The organism is Pedobacter sp. GSP4, assembly GCF_051857575.1.
GTDB lineage: Bacteria > Bacteroidota > Bacteroidia > Sphingobacteriales > Sphingobacteriaceae > Pedobacter.
On the sequence record NZ_JBPZIR010000005.1, the window covers coordinates 415,460 to 432,186 of the forward strand.

The 16,727-nt window shown below is 38.4% G+C and carries 20 protein-coding genes; 16 read left to right on the forward strand and 4 right to left on the reverse strand.

The features are described 5' to 3' along the window. Positions 1-95 precede the first annotated feature (95 nt). The 11 genes from recJ to ACS5PU_RS15890 all read left to right on the forward strand — a co-directional run bounded on the left by recJ (position 96) and on the right by ACS5PU_RS15890 (position 8,389). Complete coding sequence (gene recJ, locus ACS5PU_RS15840) at positions 96-1,796, forward strand: single-stranded-DNA-specific exonuclease RecJ (RefSeq protein ID WP_439460132.1); 1,701 nt, start codon at positions 96-98, stop codon at positions 1,794-1,796. Between the two features lie 87 nt (positions 1,797-1,883). Then, positions 1,884-2,624 (forward strand): LPS export ABC transporter ATP-binding protein, encoded by a 741-nt coding sequence (gene lptB / locus ACS5PU_RS15845; protein WP_439460133.1) that lies wholly within the window; start codon positions 1,884-1,886, stop codon positions 2,622-2,624. Positions 2,625-2,784: 160 nt separating this feature from the next. Continuing rightward, entirely contained in the window at positions 2,785-4,302 is a 1,518-nt protein-coding gene (locus tag ACS5PU_RS15850) for a GH3 auxin-responsive promoter family protein (RefSeq protein ID WP_439460134.1), read from the forward strand. A 40-nt stretch (positions 4,303-4,342) separates the two neighbouring features. Beyond that, complete coding sequence (locus ACS5PU_RS15855; RefSeq protein WP_439460135.1) at positions 4,343-4,558, forward strand: hypothetical protein; 216 nt, start codon at positions 4,343-4,345, stop codon at positions 4,556-4,558. Positions 4,559-4,563: 5 nt separating this feature from the next. Next, on the forward strand, positions 4,564-4,971 hold the full coding sequence (locus ACS5PU_RS15860; RefSeq protein WP_439460136.1) for a putative toxin-antitoxin system toxin component, PIN family: 408 nt from the start codon (positions 4,564-4,566) through the stop codon (positions 4,969-4,971). A 123-nt stretch (positions 4,972-5,094) separates the two neighbouring features. Beyond that, positions 5,095-5,721: a DUF2306 domain-containing protein gene (locus ACS5PU_RS15865; protein ID WP_439460137.1), complete on the forward strand. Its 627-nt coding sequence runs from the start codon at positions 5,095-5,097 to the stop codon at positions 5,719-5,721. Between the two features lie 18 nt (positions 5,722-5,739). Further along, entirely contained in the window at positions 5,740-6,624 is an 885-nt protein-coding gene (locus ACS5PU_RS15870) for a YARHG domain-containing protein (protein ID WP_439460138.1), read from the forward strand. Between the two features lie 17 nt (positions 6,625-6,641). Then, positions 6,642-7,070: a YkvA family protein gene (locus tag ACS5PU_RS15875; protein ID WP_439460139.1), complete on the forward strand. Its 429-nt coding sequence runs from the start codon at positions 6,642-6,644 to the stop codon at positions 7,068-7,070. A gap of 7 nt (positions 7,071-7,077) precedes the next feature. Further along, the gene (locus ACS5PU_RS15880; protein ID WP_439460184.1) at positions 7,078-7,374 is read left to right on the forward strand and encodes a DUF2752 domain-containing protein; all 297 of its coding nucleotides are present in this window, start codon (positions 7,078-7,080) and stop codon (positions 7,372-7,374) included. Positions 7,375-7,382: 8 nt separating this feature from the next. Then, positions 7,383-7,871 (forward strand): CCC motif membrane protein, encoded by a 489-nt coding sequence (locus ACS5PU_RS15885; RefSeq protein WP_439460140.1) that lies wholly within the window; start codon positions 7,383-7,385, stop codon positions 7,869-7,871. A 107-nt stretch (positions 7,872-7,978) separates the two neighbouring features. After that, on the forward strand, positions 7,979-8,389 hold the full coding sequence (locus ACS5PU_RS15890; protein ID WP_029275606.1) for a BrxA/BrxB family bacilliredoxin: 411 nt from the start codon (positions 7,979-7,981) through the stop codon (positions 8,387-8,389). A 92-nt stretch (positions 8,390-8,481) separates the two neighbouring features. Here ACS5PU_RS15890 and cdaA read toward each other — a convergent pair whose 3' ends face one another. The 3 genes from cdaA to folP all read right to left on the reverse strand — a co-directional run bounded on the left by cdaA (position 8,482) and on the right by folP (position 10,916). Next, positions 8,482-9,273: a diadenylate cyclase CdaA gene (cdaA, locus tag ACS5PU_RS15895; RefSeq protein ID WP_439460141.1), complete on the reverse strand. Its 792-nt coding sequence runs from the start codon at positions 9,271-9,273 to the stop codon at positions 8,482-8,484. 142 nt (positions 9,274-9,415) lie between these two features. Then, on the reverse strand, positions 9,416-9,778 hold the full coding sequence (locus tag ACS5PU_RS15900; RefSeq protein WP_439460142.1) for a four helix bundle protein: 363 nt from the start codon (positions 9,776-9,778) through the stop codon (positions 9,416-9,418). Between the two features lie 286 nt (positions 9,779-10,064). Next, positions 10,065-10,916: a dihydropteroate synthase gene (gene folP / locus ACS5PU_RS15905; protein ID WP_439460143.1), complete on the reverse strand. Its 852-nt coding sequence runs from the start codon at positions 10,914-10,916 to the stop codon at positions 10,065-10,067. A 98-nt stretch (positions 10,917-11,014) separates the two neighbouring features. Here folP and ACS5PU_RS15910 point away from each other — a divergent pair, with 98 nt between their 5' ends. The 5 genes from ACS5PU_RS15910 to ACS5PU_RS15930 are packed head-to-tail and all read left to right on the forward strand — an operon-like array spanning position 11,015 to position 14,779. Next, positions 11,015-11,560: a DUF1599 domain-containing protein gene (locus tag ACS5PU_RS15910; protein WP_439460144.1), complete on the forward strand. Its 546-nt coding sequence runs from the start codon at positions 11,015-11,017 to the stop codon at positions 11,558-11,560. 33 nt (positions 11,561-11,593) lie between these two features. Continuing rightward, complete coding sequence (locus ACS5PU_RS15915; RefSeq protein WP_439460145.1) at positions 11,594-12,745, forward strand: BT_3928 family protein; 1,152 nt, start codon at positions 11,594-11,596, stop codon at positions 12,743-12,745. A gap of 2 nt (positions 12,746-12,747) precedes the next feature. Then, positions 12,748-13,803, forward strand: a complete 1,056-nt coding sequence (locus ACS5PU_RS15920) for an ABC transporter permease (RefSeq protein WP_439460146.1) — start codon at positions 12,748-12,750, stop codon at positions 13,801-13,803. 3 nt (positions 13,804-13,806) lie between these two features. After that, entirely contained in the window at positions 13,807-14,253 is a 447-nt protein-coding gene (locus tag ACS5PU_RS15925) for a DinB family protein (protein WP_439460147.1), read from the forward strand. A gap of 22 nt (positions 14,254-14,275) precedes the next feature. Continuing rightward, positions 14,276-14,779, forward strand: coding sequence for a shikimate kinase (locus ACS5PU_RS15930; RefSeq protein ID WP_439460148.1), 504 nt, complete (start codon positions 14,276-14,278; stop codon positions 14,777-14,779). Positions 14,780-15,228: 449 nt separating this feature from the next. Here the strand turns inward: ACS5PU_RS15930 and crtD are convergent, their stop codons facing one another. Next, entirely contained in the window at positions 15,229-16,725 is a 1,497-nt protein-coding gene (gene crtD / locus ACS5PU_RS15935; protein ID WP_439460149.1) for a 1-hydroxycarotenoid 3,4-desaturase CrtD, read from the reverse strand. Positions 16,726-16,727: the final 2 nt, after the last annotated feature.

The window sequence follows — 16,727 nt, forward strand, 5'->3', positions numbered from 1 at the left end:
TGTGGTGGTCATGCTGTCCAGAATGTACCGCCAACTAAAGATTGCCATCACCATATGCAATTAAAATGTATATTTACTGTTCGGAGACAGAATAAATGGAAAAAAGATGGGTACTGGCATCGGCTTGTAATGATGCTACTTTAACAACAATAGCTGAACAACTTAATATAGACCGCTCGCTTGCACAGATATTGGTGCAGCGCAATATATGCGATTTCGATCAGGCTAAAGATTTCTTCAGGCCAGATTTAGATCACCTCCACAATCCCTTTTTAATGAAGGATATGGATGTTGCCATAGCGCGAATAGAAGCAGCTTTGGCCACCCATGAAAAAATCCTGATTTATGGCGATTATGATGTAGATGGTACCACCTCTGTTGCACTGGCATTTAGTTTCTTTTCACAGCTTACCCAAAATATAGAATATTATATTCCCGACCGCTATTTGGAAGGTTATGGCATTTCTACCGCTGGTATCGATTATGCCAATGAACATGGTTTTTCGTTAATCATTGCGCTGGATTGCGGTATAAAATCTATCGATAAAATTGATTACGCCAATAGTTTGGGTATTGATTTTATTATCTGCGACCACCATTTGCCCGGCGATGAAATACCTAAGGCTATTGCTGTTCTAGATCCCAAACGTGCAGATTGTGCCTACCCATTTAAAGAGCTGGCAGGCTGTGGCATTGGTTTTAAGCTGGCGCAGGCTTATGCCCAAAAACATCATTTACCGAAAGAAACCTATTTACAGTACCTGGATTTGGTGATGGTAAGTATTGCCGCAGATATTGTACCTGTTGTGGGCGAGAATAGAATTTTAGCCTACTATGGCCTTAAAAAACTAAACAACAACCCCTGCGAAGGCTTAAGGGCATTAATGGAAGTTTCGGGCAAAACCGAAAATTACACCATTACCGATGTGGTTTTTACCTTAGGCCCGCGGATTAACGCCGCCGGCAGGATCGATCATGCAAAACATGCCGTTGCCATGCTGCTTTGCCAGGTTGATGGAAACTCTTTAGAACAAAGTGAACTGATTAACCTTAAAAATACCGAGCGTAAAACTTACGATCAGGATATTACCCGCGAAGCATTGGCCTTAATTGGCGATAGCGATATTCTGATCAACAAAAAAACAACTGTTGTTTTTAATGAAAACTGGCATAAAGGGGTAATCGGGATTGTGGCTTCGCGCTTAACCGAAAAATACTACCGTCCAACGATTGTATTAACCAAATCTAACGGACACATCGCTGGCTCTTGCCGTTCGGTTGTTGGTTTCGATTTATATGAAGCTTTAAGTGGCTGTGCCGATTTATTAGATCAGTATGGCGGGCACAAATTTGCTGCAGGCTTAACCATGCAGCAGCACAATGTAGATGCCTTTGCCGATAAGTTCGAAGAAATTGTTTCGGCAACCATTACAGATGAGCTGCTTACGCCGATGATTAAAATCGATGCCGAAATAGAATTGGCTCAGATTGATGGTAAATTTTACAGGGTTTTAGCACAAATGGGACCTTTCGGACCTGAAAATATGGCGCCTATTTTTGTAACCCATAATGTATACCTGGCGCAGCACGCCATGGCTGTTGGGGCAAATCATTTAAAAATTAATGTAAAGCAACAAAATTCGCCTATTTTTGAGGGCATTGCATTTGGGCTGGCAGAGTATCAAAATCTGTTGCAGCCAAGAGTGCCGTTTTCAATCTGTTATACCATCGAAGAAAATGTGTGGAGAGAAAAGAAACGTTTGCAGTTAAATATAAAAGGAATAAAAGTAGATTAAGTTAAACTAAATCGTCATGCTGAACTTGATTCAGGATCTCTTTATGGAGATGCTGAATCAAGTTCAGCATGACGGATCGATTGATATATGATATTAAGAGCCGAAAACCTGGTTAAAAAATATAAACAGCGTACCGTTGTTAACAATGTTTCTTTCAACGTAAGTCAGGGAGAAATTGTGGGGCTTTTGGGGCCAAACGGTGCCGGTAAAACCACTTCATTTTATATGATTGTAGGCTTAATTAAACCTAATGAAGGCCGCATTTATTTAGAGGAAGAAGATATTACGGAGGATGCCATGTACCGCAGGGCCCAAAAAGGGATTGGTTACCTTGCACAGGAGGCATCTGTTTTTAGAAAGCTTACTGTAGAAGAAAACATTCTTGCCATTTTGGAGATGAGCAGCATGAGCAAAGAAGAACAAAAAGAGAAGCTGGAAGAACTTATTAACGAATTTAGTTTGCATAAAGTCCGTAAAAACCGAGGCGACCTTTTATCAGGAGGTGAGCGCCGCCGTACCGAAATTGCCCGTGCTTTAGCTGCCAATCCAAGCTTTATTTTGCTGGATGAGCCATTTGCAGGTGTAGATCCAATTGCGGTAGAAGAAATCCAAAGTATTGTTGCCAAACTGAAGCATAAAAACATCGGGATCCTAATTACCGACCATAATGTGCAGGAAACCCTATCAATAACCGATAGGGCATACTTACTTTTTGAGGGAAAAATTTTGGAGCAGGGTATCCCAGAAGTTCTGGCAGAAAATGAGATGGTTAGAAAAGTTTACCTGGGCTCGAACTTCGTGTTAAAGCGTAAGAAATTTGATGTTTAATTATTTAATCAACGATAATCAGCAAACAAATTTTAATTTGGTGTGTTGCCTAATCACGAAATTAAAACAAAAGCTATAAAATTATTTACCGTGTATAAAAATCTGTGCGTGTCTGTGAACGTCTGTGGCAAAATGATGCTCATTAATTTTAACATTTAATATGGCATTTGTAAACTCAATTTTTACTTGGTTAATGAAAAAGCGGATCCACCAGATCGAGCTTTTTATGAAATATCCGCACGATGTTCAGGAAGAGTGGTTCCACACGTTGATAGATAGTGCCGAGAATACAGAATGGGGAAAACTGTACGATTATAAATCAATTTTAACCACCCAGCAGTACCAGGAACGTGTTCCCATCCAAAATTACGATACCTTAAAGCCCTATATAGAGCGCATGCTCAATGGCGAACAGAATATACTTTGGCCATCAGATATTAAATGGTTCGCTAAATCATCCGGTACGACCAGCGATAGAAGTAAATTTATCCCTGTTTCGGAAGAATCTTTAGAAGAATGCCATTTTAAGGGCGGTAAAGATATGCTTTCCATATACTGCAATAACCGCCCGGATAACCAGATGTTTACCGGTAAAGGCCTTGTGCTGGGGGGAAGCCATCAGGTAAACCAATTAAATGAAGATTGCTTCTACGGCGATTTATCAGCAGTGCTGATTAAAAACCTACCCATTTGGGCCGAATATTATCGCACGCCCGATATGTCTATCGCCTTAATGGATAATTATGAAATTAAGATGGATAGGATGGCTGAAGCCACGATCAATGAAAATGTAACCAGTATTTCTGGCGTACCCACCTGGACCATCGTTTTGGCCAAAAAAGTACTCGAGCTTACCGGAAAACAGAATTTACTGGAAGTTTGGCCAAACCTGGAGCTCTATATCCATGGGGCTGTAAATTTTACCCCATACCGCGAGCAGTTTAAACAGCTGATTCCATCAACCGAAATGTATTATCTGGAAACTTATAATGCATCCGAAGGTTTCTTTGGTATCCAGGATCAGGATCATTCAGAAGAAATGCTGCTGATGTTGGATTATGGAATCTTCTATGAGTTTGTACCCATGGAGCATATCTGCGATGAAAACCCTAAAGCTTTGCTATTGGGAGAGGTAGAATTGCATAAAAACTATGCAATTGTGATTTCTACCAACGGTGGTTTGTGGCGGTATATGATTGGCGATACGATCCAGTTTACTTCACTTTCTCCTTACCGCATTAAAATTACCGGCCGTACCAAACATTTTATCAATGCATTTGGCGAAGAAGTAATTATCGATAATGCAGAACAGGCCTTAACCAAAGCCTGCCAGGAAACCAATGCCGAAATAAAAGATTACACAGCTGGCCCAATTTATTTTAAAGATGAAAAGGCAGGTGGGCACGAATGGATTATTGAATTTGACAAACAACCGAACGATTTTGAGAAGTTTGTAGATGTAATGGACCAAACGCTGCGCGAGATTAATTCCGATTATGATGCCAAGCGTTTTAAAGATATGGCTTTGGCACGGCCTAAAGTGCACAATGCACCTGCAAATACATTTTACAACTGGTTAAAGGCAAAAGATAAACTTGGCGGCCAGCACAAGGTACCACGTTTGGCCAATGAGCGGAAATATGTAGATGATATTCTGGAGATGATCAAATCATCTTAAAATATTATTGATTATATTTGTTCTGGTTTACAATTTAAATATGGAAGCAACAGGGAAATTAACTAATGTTCAACTAGAATTGTTAAAATTGTTCCAGTACAATTTACCAGATGCTCAGTTGGAGGATATTAAACAGATGTTGGCTGGATATTTTGCAAAATCAGCTTCTAATGAAATGGATAAACTCTGGGATGATAAAAAATGGGATGAAAGCACCATTGAATCCTGGAAAAGTGAACATCTAAGAAAAAAATAGCATTAATGAAAGTTGTACTGGATATTAATGCACTTCTGGTATCAATTCCTAAAAAATCGAAATATAGGGCAATTTTTGATTCATTGATCAATGAGCAATTTAGCGCAGTAATCAGTAACGATATTCTTTCTGAATATGTTGAAATTATTGAACAAAAAACAAACTTTCTCATTGCAAGCAACGTTGCCGAATTATTGCTAAATCTTCGCAATGTTGAAAAGGTAGATGTTTATTTTGAATGGAAGTTGATATTATCCGATTTAGATGATAATAAATATGTTGATGCATATGTGTGTAGCAATGCAGATTATATCATCACAAATGATAGCCACTTTAATATTTTAAAACAGATAGCGTTCCCTAAGGTTAACATATTAACAATTGATGAATTTTTATCTATCATTTCCAAATAGGATGCCTGTCACTGCCCGCTCCGTATTCAATCCTAAAAAACAGCAGCTTTCTGAAGATGATACTGATAAACTTATCGCTATTGCTTTTGATGAAAAATTGTTAACGCTTTTTCACAAAAAATAATGAGAAGCATTAGCTATACACGCGTAGCATGGCTATTGTTTTTTGGCTATTTCTTCGTACTCATGGTGCAGCTTACCTTGCGCTATATTCCTTTCGACAGGGAGGTATCTTTCCTGCAGATTAAACAGACCGAAGTATCCGAAATTAAAGCCTATCTGCCAATATTTTATACGCATGTTTACAGTGCCATATTTGTATTATTGGCCGGCTTTACGCAGTTCAACCCTAAAATTTTATCAAGGTATCCCAATATCCACAAGCGGCTCGGCTACTTATACGTGGTATTTGTACTGTTGCTTGCTGCGCCTTCGGGTATTTTTATAGGCTGGTTTGCAAATGGTGGCTTAATGGCCAAAACATCATTTGTTATTTTGGGTATTTTATGGTTCTGGTTTACGTTAAAAGCTTTGCAGCTAATCTTAAAACGGAAAATAAAAGCGCATAAAAATTTTATGTACCGCAGTTTTGCATTGGCAACATCAGCCATCACATTAAGGCTGTGGAAAGTTATTTTAGTATATTTATTTCATCCCGCACCAATGGATGTTTACCAGATTATAGCATGGTTGGGCTGGATGCCAAATTTGTTAATTGTAGAATGGTTAATAAGGAAAAAAATTATTTGACCAAAAAAGAATACGCTCATGAAAAAAATCTTATTACTAGCACTTCTCCCATTTTTGATGCTCTCTTGCAGGGAAACAAAGAAAACCAGCAAGCAAGAACCATCAGGTATTGTGCAGCAGGAAATCCACAAGGAACTATATGGCTTTTGGGTCGGTGATTTTTACGCAGCCGAAGAATCGGAATACGAAGGAGATATGGCCGATGCGCCTAAAAAACTGAACATTAACATTAAAAAAATAACCAAGGATACTGTAGTTGCGCAGAGCGTGGTATCTGGAAATAGCCGCCCGCTAATTGGTAAACTATCTGAAGATGGTGGTAAGATCACTTTTATCCTGGAAGAACCAGGAACAGATAAATATGACGGTAAATTTGAAATCACTTTGGTAGGCGATACTTTAATCGGTAAATGGAATGCTTACAAAAAGGAGCTCAAATGGCCTGAAAAAGAGTTTAAATTGCTTAAAAAAGCTTTTGAGTATAATGCAAACCTCATGTTGCCTTCAGAAACAGAATATGTAGATTGGAGCGACCATAAAATGGTGGAAATGATTGATACCGCAGAGGATGGAACAGTTGATACCTTGGGTGCCAATCCTTATTATAGAAGTGCGTCTGATCAGATTTTGAAATTGAACGCCTCTGCTGTGCTTTTAAAAGAAGCTGATTTAAAAAACCTGCGTAAGCTTGATTTGCAGATTATTAAAAACACCATTTTTGCCAGACATGGGTATGCATTTAAAAAGCAGACCTTTAGAAATTTTTTCGATCCGGTAGAATGGTATGTTCCGGTAAAAAACAATGTTGATGATGACCTGACTGCCATCGAAAACAAAAATATTAAACTGTTAGACCGTTTTACCAAGTACGCCGAAGATAATTACGATTCTTTTGGCCGTTAATTTGTAGCCATATCATTATGAAATTGAACAGGCAGAAAATATTGGGCTTCTTTCAGAAGTCGAAAAGCAAAGCTTCGGTTATTTTAGGCGATAAAACGAAGGCCAATAATACCATTAAAGATGCTTTAGGCAAGGCGGTAACCAATAGGAGCGATTTGGAAGGTGTTTGGGCAAAACTGGTACTGCTATTTGCCGTTGCAAAAGATTACGTTAATGGCGATTATACCGAAATCCCAAAAAGATCGATCATTGCCATTTTGGGCGGATTGATTTATTTTCTCTCGCCTATTGATGTTTTGCCCGATTTTGTGCCTGTTTTTGGTTTTATAGACGATATATACATTTTAAACCTGGTTTATAAACAGGTGGTAAAAGATCTGGATAAATATAAAGCCTGGAAAGACGCTCAGATTAAAGTAATAGGTATAAATGGCTCAAGGGCATAACAGTTTTATGCAGTGGTTGAGTGCGCATCTTTTTAGTTGCCCCTTTAAATCACATTTTGGAATAGATTGCCCAGGCTGCGGTTTACAGCGTTCTGTGCTTGCCTTATTTCAGGGCGATCTGGTTGCTTCATTTAAATTTTATCCGGCAACCATACCTTTAATTTTTGTGGCGTTATTTACCATTGTGCACCTTAAAATGGATTTTAAATTTGGTGCCCAGCTCATTAAAATCGTTTTTGCAGGTGTTGCAGTAATTATCTTAATCAATTACATTTACAAAATATACAATCACCAACTGATCTAAATATAACTATGTCTGAAGAACAAGAAAACCCTCAAGAAAATAAACCCATTGATCTTTCAAAAAAAGAAGATCCAATTGTTGAACCGGTTAATGATGGTCCGGTAACGCCGCCACCTTTTCAACAGCCACCGCCATTTCAGCAACCACCACCTTTCGGACAGTTTGGGAACGGAGGCTTTGGTCAGCAGAATTTACCCAATGGTACCGCTGCACTTGTTTTAGGTATTATAGCCCTTCCGGCATGCTGTTTTTATGGTATATTCGGATTGATATTTGGCATTATTGCCTGGGTTTTGGGCGCTGGCGATGTTAAAAAATACCAGCTTAACCCGGGTTTTTACACCGAATCGTCATATAAAAATGCAAAAGCAGGTAAAATATGCGGTATGATAGCCACAATTTTAAGTATTTTAACCATCCTGTTTTTTGTATTGGTAATTGTTGGGGCCATCACAAACCCACAGATGTATGATGATTTCTTACGTGGATTGAATTAAACAGCTGCTTGGATTAATTTTACCTTAAAAATATAAATCGGATGATACTTGCCATCCGATTTTCTTATTTTTGTAGCGTTCAAATTGTAAATAAAAAACTCACGATAATGTATCCAGAATATTTAGTAGAACCAATGCGTAAGGAATTAACCAACGTAGGTTTTCAAGAATTAAAAAATGCAGAAGATGTAGACCAAGCCATTAAAGGCGAAGGCACTGTGTTGGTTGTTGTAAACTCAGTTTGTGGTTGTGCAGCAGCAAATGCACGTCCGGCGGCTAGGGCAGCGGCGGCGCACGAAAAACATCCCGATAAATTGGTAACTGTATTTGCAGGTATGGAAAAAGAAGCTGTAGATCAGGCTAGAAACTACATGATGCCTTTTCCTCCATCTTCTCCGGCAATGGCTTTGTTTAAAGATGGTAAATTGGTTCACATGATTGAGCGCCACCAGATTGAAGGCCGTCCGGCACAAATGATTGCGGATAACCTGATCGGTGCTTTTGAGCAATATTGCTAATAAATATTCTTCATGCCGAAGAGCGAAGCATCTTTTATTGATGGAAACTTTCTGTTAATAAAGGATGCTTCTTTTTTTTATTATGATAATCATCAGAAATCTTTATTGAGTAACTTCTCTAGTTCGCCGAACGAAACATTCATTCTCACCCTGCCTTGTTTGGCATAAGATATTTCTCCGGTTTCTTCCGAAATGATCACGGCAACGGCATCAGTGGTTTCAGAAACGCCAATCCCGGCCCGGTGCCTCAAGCCAAATTGCGATGGCAATTGATCGTTATCGGTTAAAGGCAATATGCAGCTGGCACTTTTGATCTTGTTTTCAGAAATAACCACGGCCCCATCATGCAACGGACTATTTTTCTGAAAGATACTTTCTAACAACCGTTTTGAAATTTTAGCATCTACCAGCTCACAGCTGTTTGCAAAAAACTGTTCGTCGTAAAACTTAAGAAATACAATCAGCGCACCTGTTCTGGTTTTTTTCATGCTCTTGCAAGCATCAATAATGGGTTTAATGCGTGTTAAGTTATTTCTTTCTATCTCTTTCCGGCCAAATAAATAACCCCACCAGGCTTTATTTTTCTGTAGAAATGCATTTTTACCTATTAACAAGAGGAACCGCCTAATTTCGGGATGGAATATTACAATGAGGGCGATAATCCCAACGCTCATAAATTTCTCTATGATGGTGGTTAGCAGATCCATGTGTAAACTCTTTACTATCCAGTAGAAAACCGTGATAATAAACATCCCAACCAGCAGGTTTACTGCCAAGGTATTGCGGATCAAAGTATATACGTAGTAAATTAATAAGGCTACTAAAATGATATCAACGATATCAGTAGGAGACACTTTAAGGAAATCAAAATCAAAACCTTTCATTATTGGCAAGATAGCAAAACCGTTTTCAGTTTACAAGGTTCGGTTAATTGTTTATGATGGTTAATTGTTTGAATGGGTTAACTGTCTAAATGGGTTAACTGTTTGAATTGGTTAATCGGTTAACTGTTCATGTTCCTGAAAATTATTGCTTAAGTATCGATTTCCGTAATGCATTTAGTTTATTTGTTAGTTCGTCAAGTTTGATTCTAAATGAAATGTACTCTTCTTCATTAATATATTCCAGATCGAAAGCGCCTATAATGTGGTTAATTGTTTCAATCGCACTTGAGTAAGACATGTTAATAAAATGTGCTTTGTCTTTTGGTGTAATTCTGGCTGAGCCTCCTGCTAAACAATCGCCAATGCTACTAGATGATCTTTTGATCTGACTTGTCAAGCCAAATACTTCATCTTTTGGGAATTTTCTTGTCAGATTGTAAATGTCTTTTCTAAACCTTCTGGCTTTTTGCCAGGTTTCTAATTTTTCAAAGGAATAAATATGCATCACAATTAATTTTAATTTAATTATGGGATGATATCAAAAGTAAGAAAGATTATAGGAGAATATAAATTTGGGATCAAATTATCAATTAGCAAACTATTTAGCTGCTTCATGTAATTTAATGGCTTATGAACTTCAGTTAACCAGTTTAAACAATTAACCGATTAACCTTTTCTAGTTATTTCAGCATCTCTACTAATTTAACCATACTTTTGCAATTAACAGTAGTTTAATGGTTTATGAACTTCAATTAACCAGTTTAAACAATTAACTGATTAACCTTTTCTGATTATTTCAGCATCTCCACAAGCCTAATACATTCCACAGCTTCCCTTACATCATGCACCCTTAAAATTCCGGCTCCTTTTTGAAGGGCAATGGTATTCAGTACCGAAGTTCCGTTAAGTGCTTCGGCTGCGGTGGTGCCCAAGGTTTTATAAATCATGCCCTTGCGCGAAAAGCCAACCAGTACAGGGAGTTTAAAAATTTTAAATGCTTCCATTTGGTTCAACAGTTCGTAGTTGTGCGCAATAGTTTTCCCAAAACCAAAACCCGGATCGATAACCACATCATGGATATGAAGCGCTTTAAGCCTTTCCACTTTTTTGGCGAGATAATCAATCACCTCTAAAAGTACATTGTTGTAAACAGGATTTTCCTGCATATTCTGCGGCGTACCCTGCATGTGCATAATCATATATGGTACCTGAAGTTTGGCCACTGTTTCGAACATTTGTCCGTCCATATCGCCGGCGGCAATATCGTTAATGATGTGGGCACCGGCCATGATTGTTTCTTCGGCTACTTTTGCCCTAAAAGTATCGATAGAAATAATGGCTTCTGGAAATTCTTTTGCAAGGCTTTCTACCACCGGAACCAAACGGTCTACTTCTTCCTGTGCAGAAATATCTTTGGCACCCGGCCTTGACGAATAGCCGCCAATATCAATAAATGTAGCACCTTCTTTCAAAAACTGTGCAGTTTTGGCTAAAGCTTCATCGGTAGATTTTGTTCTGCTGTTACTGTAAAAAGAATCAGGTGTAATGTTTAAAATACCCATCACTTTCGGACTGCTTAAATCAATCAGTTTGCCTTTTATATTTAAGCTCCTTTTAGATTCAAAAAAGTTTTTTTCTGCCATAATAAACCCTTTCGGGATTTGGGTTTCGCTTTAAAAATGTATCTTTAGCTTTTGTTTTTTCACGACAAAAGTACACTAAAAACTAAATAAATATTGCTTTGGCACAAACAAATACCTCTACCGAATTTGATGAAGTGATTGCTGTTTGCAGATCATTATTCTTAAAAAAAACTAAAGATTACGGCACTGCCTGGCGGATTTTAAGACCAAGTTCAATTACCGATCAAATTTTTATCAAAGCCCAGCGTATCCGCACTTTGGAAGAGAAAAAGGTAAGTAAAGTAGGTGAAGGGGTAGTATCAGAATATATTGGTATTGTAAATTATTGCATTATTGCCATGATGCAGTTAGAACTGACGGATAGCGATCCGAATGAGATGCCTTATGCCGAAGTTGAAAAACTGTTTGAAGAAAAGGTATCCGAAACCAAAGATTTAATGTTTGCCAAAAACCACGATTATGGCGAGGCATGGAGAGATATGCGCATCAGCTCGTTAACAGATCTGATTTTGATGAAGATTTTTAGGGTTAAACAGATTGAAGACAATGAAGGGCAGACCCTGGCTTCGGAAGGGGTAAAAGCCAACTATCAGGATATGCTCAATTACTCGGTTTTTGCTTTGATTAAGCTCAACGTAAAATAGATAAAAGCTCAACTACCTTTAACATACATACAGATGCGAAACATACTATTGAAATTCTCCAGATTTTTTGTCGGTGCTTTATTTATATTTTCAGGATTGATAAAAGCCAACGATCCGCTTGGATTCGGTTATAAATTACAGGAGTATTTCGAAGTTTTTCACCTCAACTTTCTGAGTGGTATGGCCACTGGCATTGCCATTCTGCTTTGCACCTTAGAAATTGTACTGGGGGCCTTGTTGTTATTGGGTTTCTGGAGCAAAAAGGCAGCCTGGGGATTGTTGCTCTTAATCATCTTTTTTACGCTGTTAACATTTGTATCGGCTGCATTTAAGGTTGTTACCAGCTGTGGCTGTTTTGGCGATGCCATTCCACTTACACCTTGGCAGTCGTTTAGTAAAGACCTGATCCTTTTATTGCTCATCATCATTATTTTCATCAACAAGGATTTAATTGAACCACTGTTCAAGAAAGAGTCTGTTCAGAGAAATACTGCACTGGCAGTAACCCTTATTTCTTTGGGATTTGGTTTGTATACCTACAATGTGCTTCCAGTTATCGATTTCCTTCCTTACAAGGTTGGCGCGCATATTCCATCATTAATGGTGATTCCTCCGGGAGAAAAGCCCGATGAATTTGAAATTATGTACCACCTGAAAAATAAAAAGACCAAGGCTGAGCAGGATATGAGCGATAAAGCTTATCTGAAAACCGAGATCTGGAAAGATAACAACTGGGAAATCATTGGCGAGCCGACCAAGAAGCTAGTTAAAAAAGGGTATGAACCAAAAATTAAGGATCTTATCATTACCGATGCTTCTGGAACCGATTATACAAAAGAATTAATCGAAAACCCTTATTATAGTTTGGTGTTTGTGGCTTACGATCTAAAAAATGCCAATCAAAATGCCATTGGTAAACTAAATGCAATCGCCATCAATGCTACGCAGCAGTTTAATATCCGTACGGTACTGTTAACCTCCAATTCGGCGCAGGATGCAGAAGCCTTTATCAAAAAGAATAATCTTTTCTCTGAAGTTTTTTATGCTGATGCCGTTCCATTAAAAAGTATGGTAAGGGCAAATCCGGGTGTTTTATTGTTGAAAAATGGTGTGGTGATCAATAAATGGCATTTTCATAATGTGCCAACTTTTGATCAACTGAGCAGAAAATATTTCGATAAATAAGCATGATAGGCTATGCACTAAAAAAACTAATGTATGGACTGCTGGTCATGGCTGGCGTTATACTGGTTGTTTTTGTGCTGTTCAATATCTTACCTGGCGATCCGGCACGGATGACGATGGGGCAAAGGGCCGATGTACAATCGCTCGAGGCTGTTCGGAAAGAATTGGGCCTCGATCGTTCCAAGCCCGTGCAATTTGCTTTATACCTGAACGATTTATCGCCGATCAGCATTGTAGATCATGACAGCACCGCCCAGCAGAAATACCATTATGCCAAATTACTCGCTTTCGATAAAAAAGCACTTGTCTTAAAATGGCCTTATCTGCGCAGCTCGTACCAAACCAAACGTGATGTAACCGCCATACTTGCCGAAACAGTTCCGAATACTTTTATCCTGGCTTTAACGGCTATGATTTTTGCTACAATTATTGGTGTGTTTTTGGGGGTTTTATCAGCGGTTTACAAAGATTCGTGGATTGATAAATCAGCTAATGCCTTTGCCATTTTGGGTATTTCGGCCCCATCATTTTTTGCTGGGATTATTATTGCCTGGCTTTTTGGTTTTGTTCTGAGCAACTACACCGGTTTAAAAATGAGCGGTAGCTTATATTCATACGATCCATTTAATGGTGAAGTTTTAACACTAAGAAATTTATGGCTGCCCATGATTACGCTTGGCCTAAGGCCTCTGGCTATTATTGTACAGTTAACCAGAAGTGCCATGCTCGATGTTTTAGCCCAAGATTATATCAGAACCGCAAGGGCAAAGGGTTTGAGCAGAAATACCATCATTTATAAGCATGCCTTAAAAAATGCGATGAACCCGGTTATCACCGCAATTTCGGGCTGGTTTGCTTCGCTATTGGCCGGTTCTTTTTTTGTTGAATACATTTTTGGGTATAACGGATTGGGCAGAACAACGGTAACAGCTTTAGAAATGTCCGATTTTCCGGTAGTAATGGGTTCAATACTTTTTATCGCTTTTGTATTTGTGGTTATCAATATTCTGGTTGATATTTTATACGCATACATCGATCCGAGGGTTAAATTAAGTTAAGCTGTGCAGGAAGAAGAAATCATCAATTACACACAGGTAGCAGATAGTCGGATTATCGCCATATTTAACCTGGCTACTGTCGCAATACCCGAAGCAGAACGCTTGTTCAGCCATGTACTCAATGCACAGCATATCTGGGCACAGCGTATCTCTGGTCTTAAACCAATTTATGGCGTTTGGGATATTCATCCTAAACAGGATTTTGAAAGCATCTCGGTACTCAATTTTAAGTTGATCAGGGATGTGCTCAAAAATGATCCATTAGATAAAAGCATTGAATATTGTACTTCTAAAGGTATCAGGTACGAAAGTAGGATAGATGAAATTTTATTTCATTTATTTAATCATTCTACTTATCATCGCGGACAGGTTGTAACCTTATTAAAGAAGGCAGGTTTTGAACCACCGGTAACTGATTATATTATGCTAAAACGCGATCATTTGTTGTAGATCGCCAGTAACTAGAATACACATGAAGATTTTCCTAATTGGATATATGGGCTGCGGTAAAAGCACTAAAGCAAAACAGTTGGCGCACCGCTTGGAATGCCCTGTTATAGATTTAGATGCCGAAATTGTTGCAAAAACTGGTAAAACCATAGCCGAATATTTCGCTGAATATGGCGAAAGCGGTTTTAGGGATTACGAAAGCGAAATGCTGAAAACTTTTGATTACCCGGAAACCTGTGTGGTGGCAACAGGAGGTGGACTACCATGTTTTTTCGACAATATGGAGTGGATGAACGCCCATGGAGAAACTGTTTACCTGCAAATGGAACCTGCCGCTTTGGTATCGCGCCTGCATAACCGCCAAAAAAGGCCTTTGATTAAGGATTTGGACGATGAACAGCTTTTGGTATTTATTACAGAAAAACTTCAGGAACGTGATCCTTTTTATACCCAAGCGAAGTTGATTGTAGATGCATTTGATTTGGATGGGGAGAAGTTAGAGGAAGCAATTAAGGGGAATCATTAGCCCTTTTAGCATATTATCAGTCTTGGTCATTAAGGGAGTTAAGGAATTATACCTTAATGTTCTTAATTTCTTACTGGTAAATAAATCATTAATAGGGTTTACCCAGTTCTCTTTTCAGACCATGGGAGTTAAGGAAATTTACCTTAATGTTCTTAATTTCTTACTTGTAAATAAATCATTAATAGGGTTTACCTAGTTCTCTTTTCAGACCATTAAGAAGTTAAGGGAGTTAAGAAAATATATCTTAATGCTCTTAATTTCATACTGGTAAATAAATCATTAATAGGGTTTACCTAGTTCTCTTTCAGATCATTAAGAAGTTAAGGGAGTTAAGAAAATTTACCCCAATGCTCTTAATTTCTTACTGATAAATAAATTGTAAATAGCCATTGCCTAATAAATCAGTTTTTCGATGTTGAAGTCAATTAACCACTTAAACAGTTAACCGACTAACCCAAAAATGGCTTATAAACCAATGAATTAATCCCATCATCAATTATCTTTGCAGACAATAACGCAAGTGGAATTCCTCCCCCTGGATGTACACTGCCACCACAGAAATACAGGTTTTTGATTTTCGAACTGAAATTGGCGTGCCGTAAAAAAGCAGAAAACTGATTGTTGGAGCTGTTTCCGTATAATGAACCCTGATAAGATCCTGTTTTGCTTTCTATGCTTCTCGGATCGAGCACCTGCTCGCAAAGAATATCTTTTTCAATATTACGGTTTAAAATGCGGCTTAGTTTTTTGGTGATATTTGCTCTGGCTTCTTTAATCAACAGATCCCAGTTTTGTCCGGTGTTGGCGGGTACATTTATCATTACAAACCAGTTTTCTCCATCAGCAGGCACATCGTTTTTAAGGTGTTTAGAGCTGATGTTGAGGTAAACCGTAGGATCATTGCATATTGTTTTATCTTTCCAGATGGAACTGAACTCACGTTTGTAATCTTTAGCAAAGAAAATGTTATGCAGGCCTAAAGCACCATAGTTACCTGCCATGCCCCAATAAAAGATGAGTGCCGAACTGCTGCGCTCTTGATTTAAGCGATTTTGGGGCTGCGGTACTTCTTTAAGCAAGTTTTTATACGTAAACCAGATATCAAGATTGGAAACAACAATATCGCTATGGTAGATAAGCCCATTAGCCTTAATTCCTTCAACTTTAGGCATAGGTTTATCTTGGTGCAAGATTTCCTCAACCTTTTGGTTGTAATGAAATTTTACCCCTAACTCTTCTGCCAGTTTTACCAGAGCAGTAACAATGCCATACATCCCGTTTTTTGGCAGGTAAGCGCCAAAATGATATTCAAAATGAGGAATTACGTTTAAAGTGGCGGGTGCCTGATAAGGATCTGAACCATTGTAGGTAGCATAGCGGTTAAAAAGCTGTGTGATCCTATCATCCCTAAAAAAAGAACTGTTTGCTTTGGCCAGTGTTCTGAAAGCATCAATCTGCCCAAATCGAAATATAGATTTTAAAGTATCCCAGTGGAGGTAGCTTTTGAGCTTATGCAGGCTTCTTTCTAAAAAAACACGGTGCGTAACTTCATATATGGTTTTGCTTTTTTTGAGGTAGCTATTAACTTCTGCGGTTGTAGAATTGGTTTTTTCTTCAATTTCACGGGCGAATTTATCAAGATCAGCGCTTGCATTTAACCTTAAGCCGTCTTCGTAAAAATAGCGGCAAATTTCTGTTAGCTTAGTGTACTCAAAATAATCTTTTGGATTTTTTCCGGCCAGGGTAAAAAGCTCATCTACATATTGCGGCATGGTAAACAAACTCGGACCAGCATCGAACCTAAAACCATTCATTTTTATTTCGGCCAGTTTACCTCCAGGTTTTGAACCGGCTTCAAAAACATCAGTTTCATATCCCTTTACAGCAAACCGTATTGCAGATGCAATACCGGCAATTCCAGCACCTATAACTATTGCTTTTGGCATGG

Bases quoted from the DNA above. Each gene is read 5' to 3' on its own strand.
- ACS5PU_RS15880 (WP_439460184.1), top strand. From the start codon at position 7,078: ATGCAGTGGTTGAGTGCGCATCTTTTTAGTTGCCCCTTTAAATCACAT.
- ACS5PU_RS15855 (WP_439460135.1), top strand. From the start codon at position 4,343: ATGGAAGCAACAGGGAAATTAACTAATGTTCAACTAGAATTGTTAAAA.
- ACS5PU_RS15865 (WP_439460137.1), top strand. From the start codon at position 5,095: ATGAGAAGCATTAGCTATACACGCGTAGCATGGCTATTGTTTTTTGGC.
- ACS5PU_RS15850 (WP_439460134.1), top strand. From the start codon at position 2,785: ATGGCATTTGTAAACTCAATTTTTACTTGGTTAATGAAAAAGCGGATC.
- ACS5PU_RS15930 (WP_439460148.1), top strand. From the start codon at position 14,276: ATGAAGATTTTCCTAATTGGATATATGGGCTGCGGTAAAAGCACTAAA.
- ACS5PU_RS15920 (WP_439460146.1), top strand. From the start codon at position 12,748: ATGATAGGCTATGCACTAAAAAAACTAATGTATGGACTGCTGGTCATG.
- cdaA (WP_439460141.1), bottom strand. From the start codon at position 9,273: ATGAAAGGTTTTGATTTTGATTTCCTTAAAGTGTCTCCTACTGATATC.
- lptB (WP_439460133.1), top strand. From the start codon at position 1,884: ATGATATTAAGAGCCGAAAACCTGGTTAAAAAATATAAACAGCGTACC.
- ACS5PU_RS15885 (WP_439460140.1), top strand. From the start codon at position 7,383: ATGTCTGAAGAACAAGAAAACCCTCAAGAAAATAAACCCATTGATCTT.
- ACS5PU_RS15890 (WP_029275606.1), top strand. From the start codon at position 7,979: ATGTATCCAGAATATTTAGTAGAACCAATGCGTAAGGAATTAACCAAC.
- ACS5PU_RS15870 (WP_439460138.1), top strand. From the start codon at position 5,740: ATGAAAAAAATCTTATTACTAGCACTTCTCCCATTTTTGATGCTCTCT.
- recJ (WP_439460132.1), top strand. From the start codon at position 96: ATGGAAAAAAGATGGGTACTGGCATCGGCTTGTAATGATGCTACTTTA.
- crtD (WP_439460149.1), bottom strand. From the start codon at position 16,725: ATGCCAAAAGCAATAGTTATAGGTGCTGGAATTGCCGGTATTGCATCT.
- ACS5PU_RS15900 (WP_439460142.1), bottom strand. From the start codon at position 9,778: ATGCATATTTATTCCTTTGAAAAATTAGAAACCTGGCAAAAAGCCAGA.
- ACS5PU_RS15860 (WP_439460136.1), top strand. From the start codon at position 4,564: ATGAAAGTTGTACTGGATATTAATGCACTTCTGGTATCAATTCCTAAA.
- folP (WP_439460143.1), bottom strand. From the start codon at position 10,916: ATGGCAGAAAAAAACTTTTTTGAATCTAAAAGGAGCTTAAATATAAAA.
- ACS5PU_RS15875 (WP_439460139.1), top strand. From the start codon at position 6,642: ATGAAATTGAACAGGCAGAAAATATTGGGCTTCTTTCAGAAGTCGAAA.
- ACS5PU_RS15915 (WP_439460145.1), top strand. From the start codon at position 11,594: ATGCGAAACATACTATTGAAATTCTCCAGATTTTTTGTCGGTGCTTTA.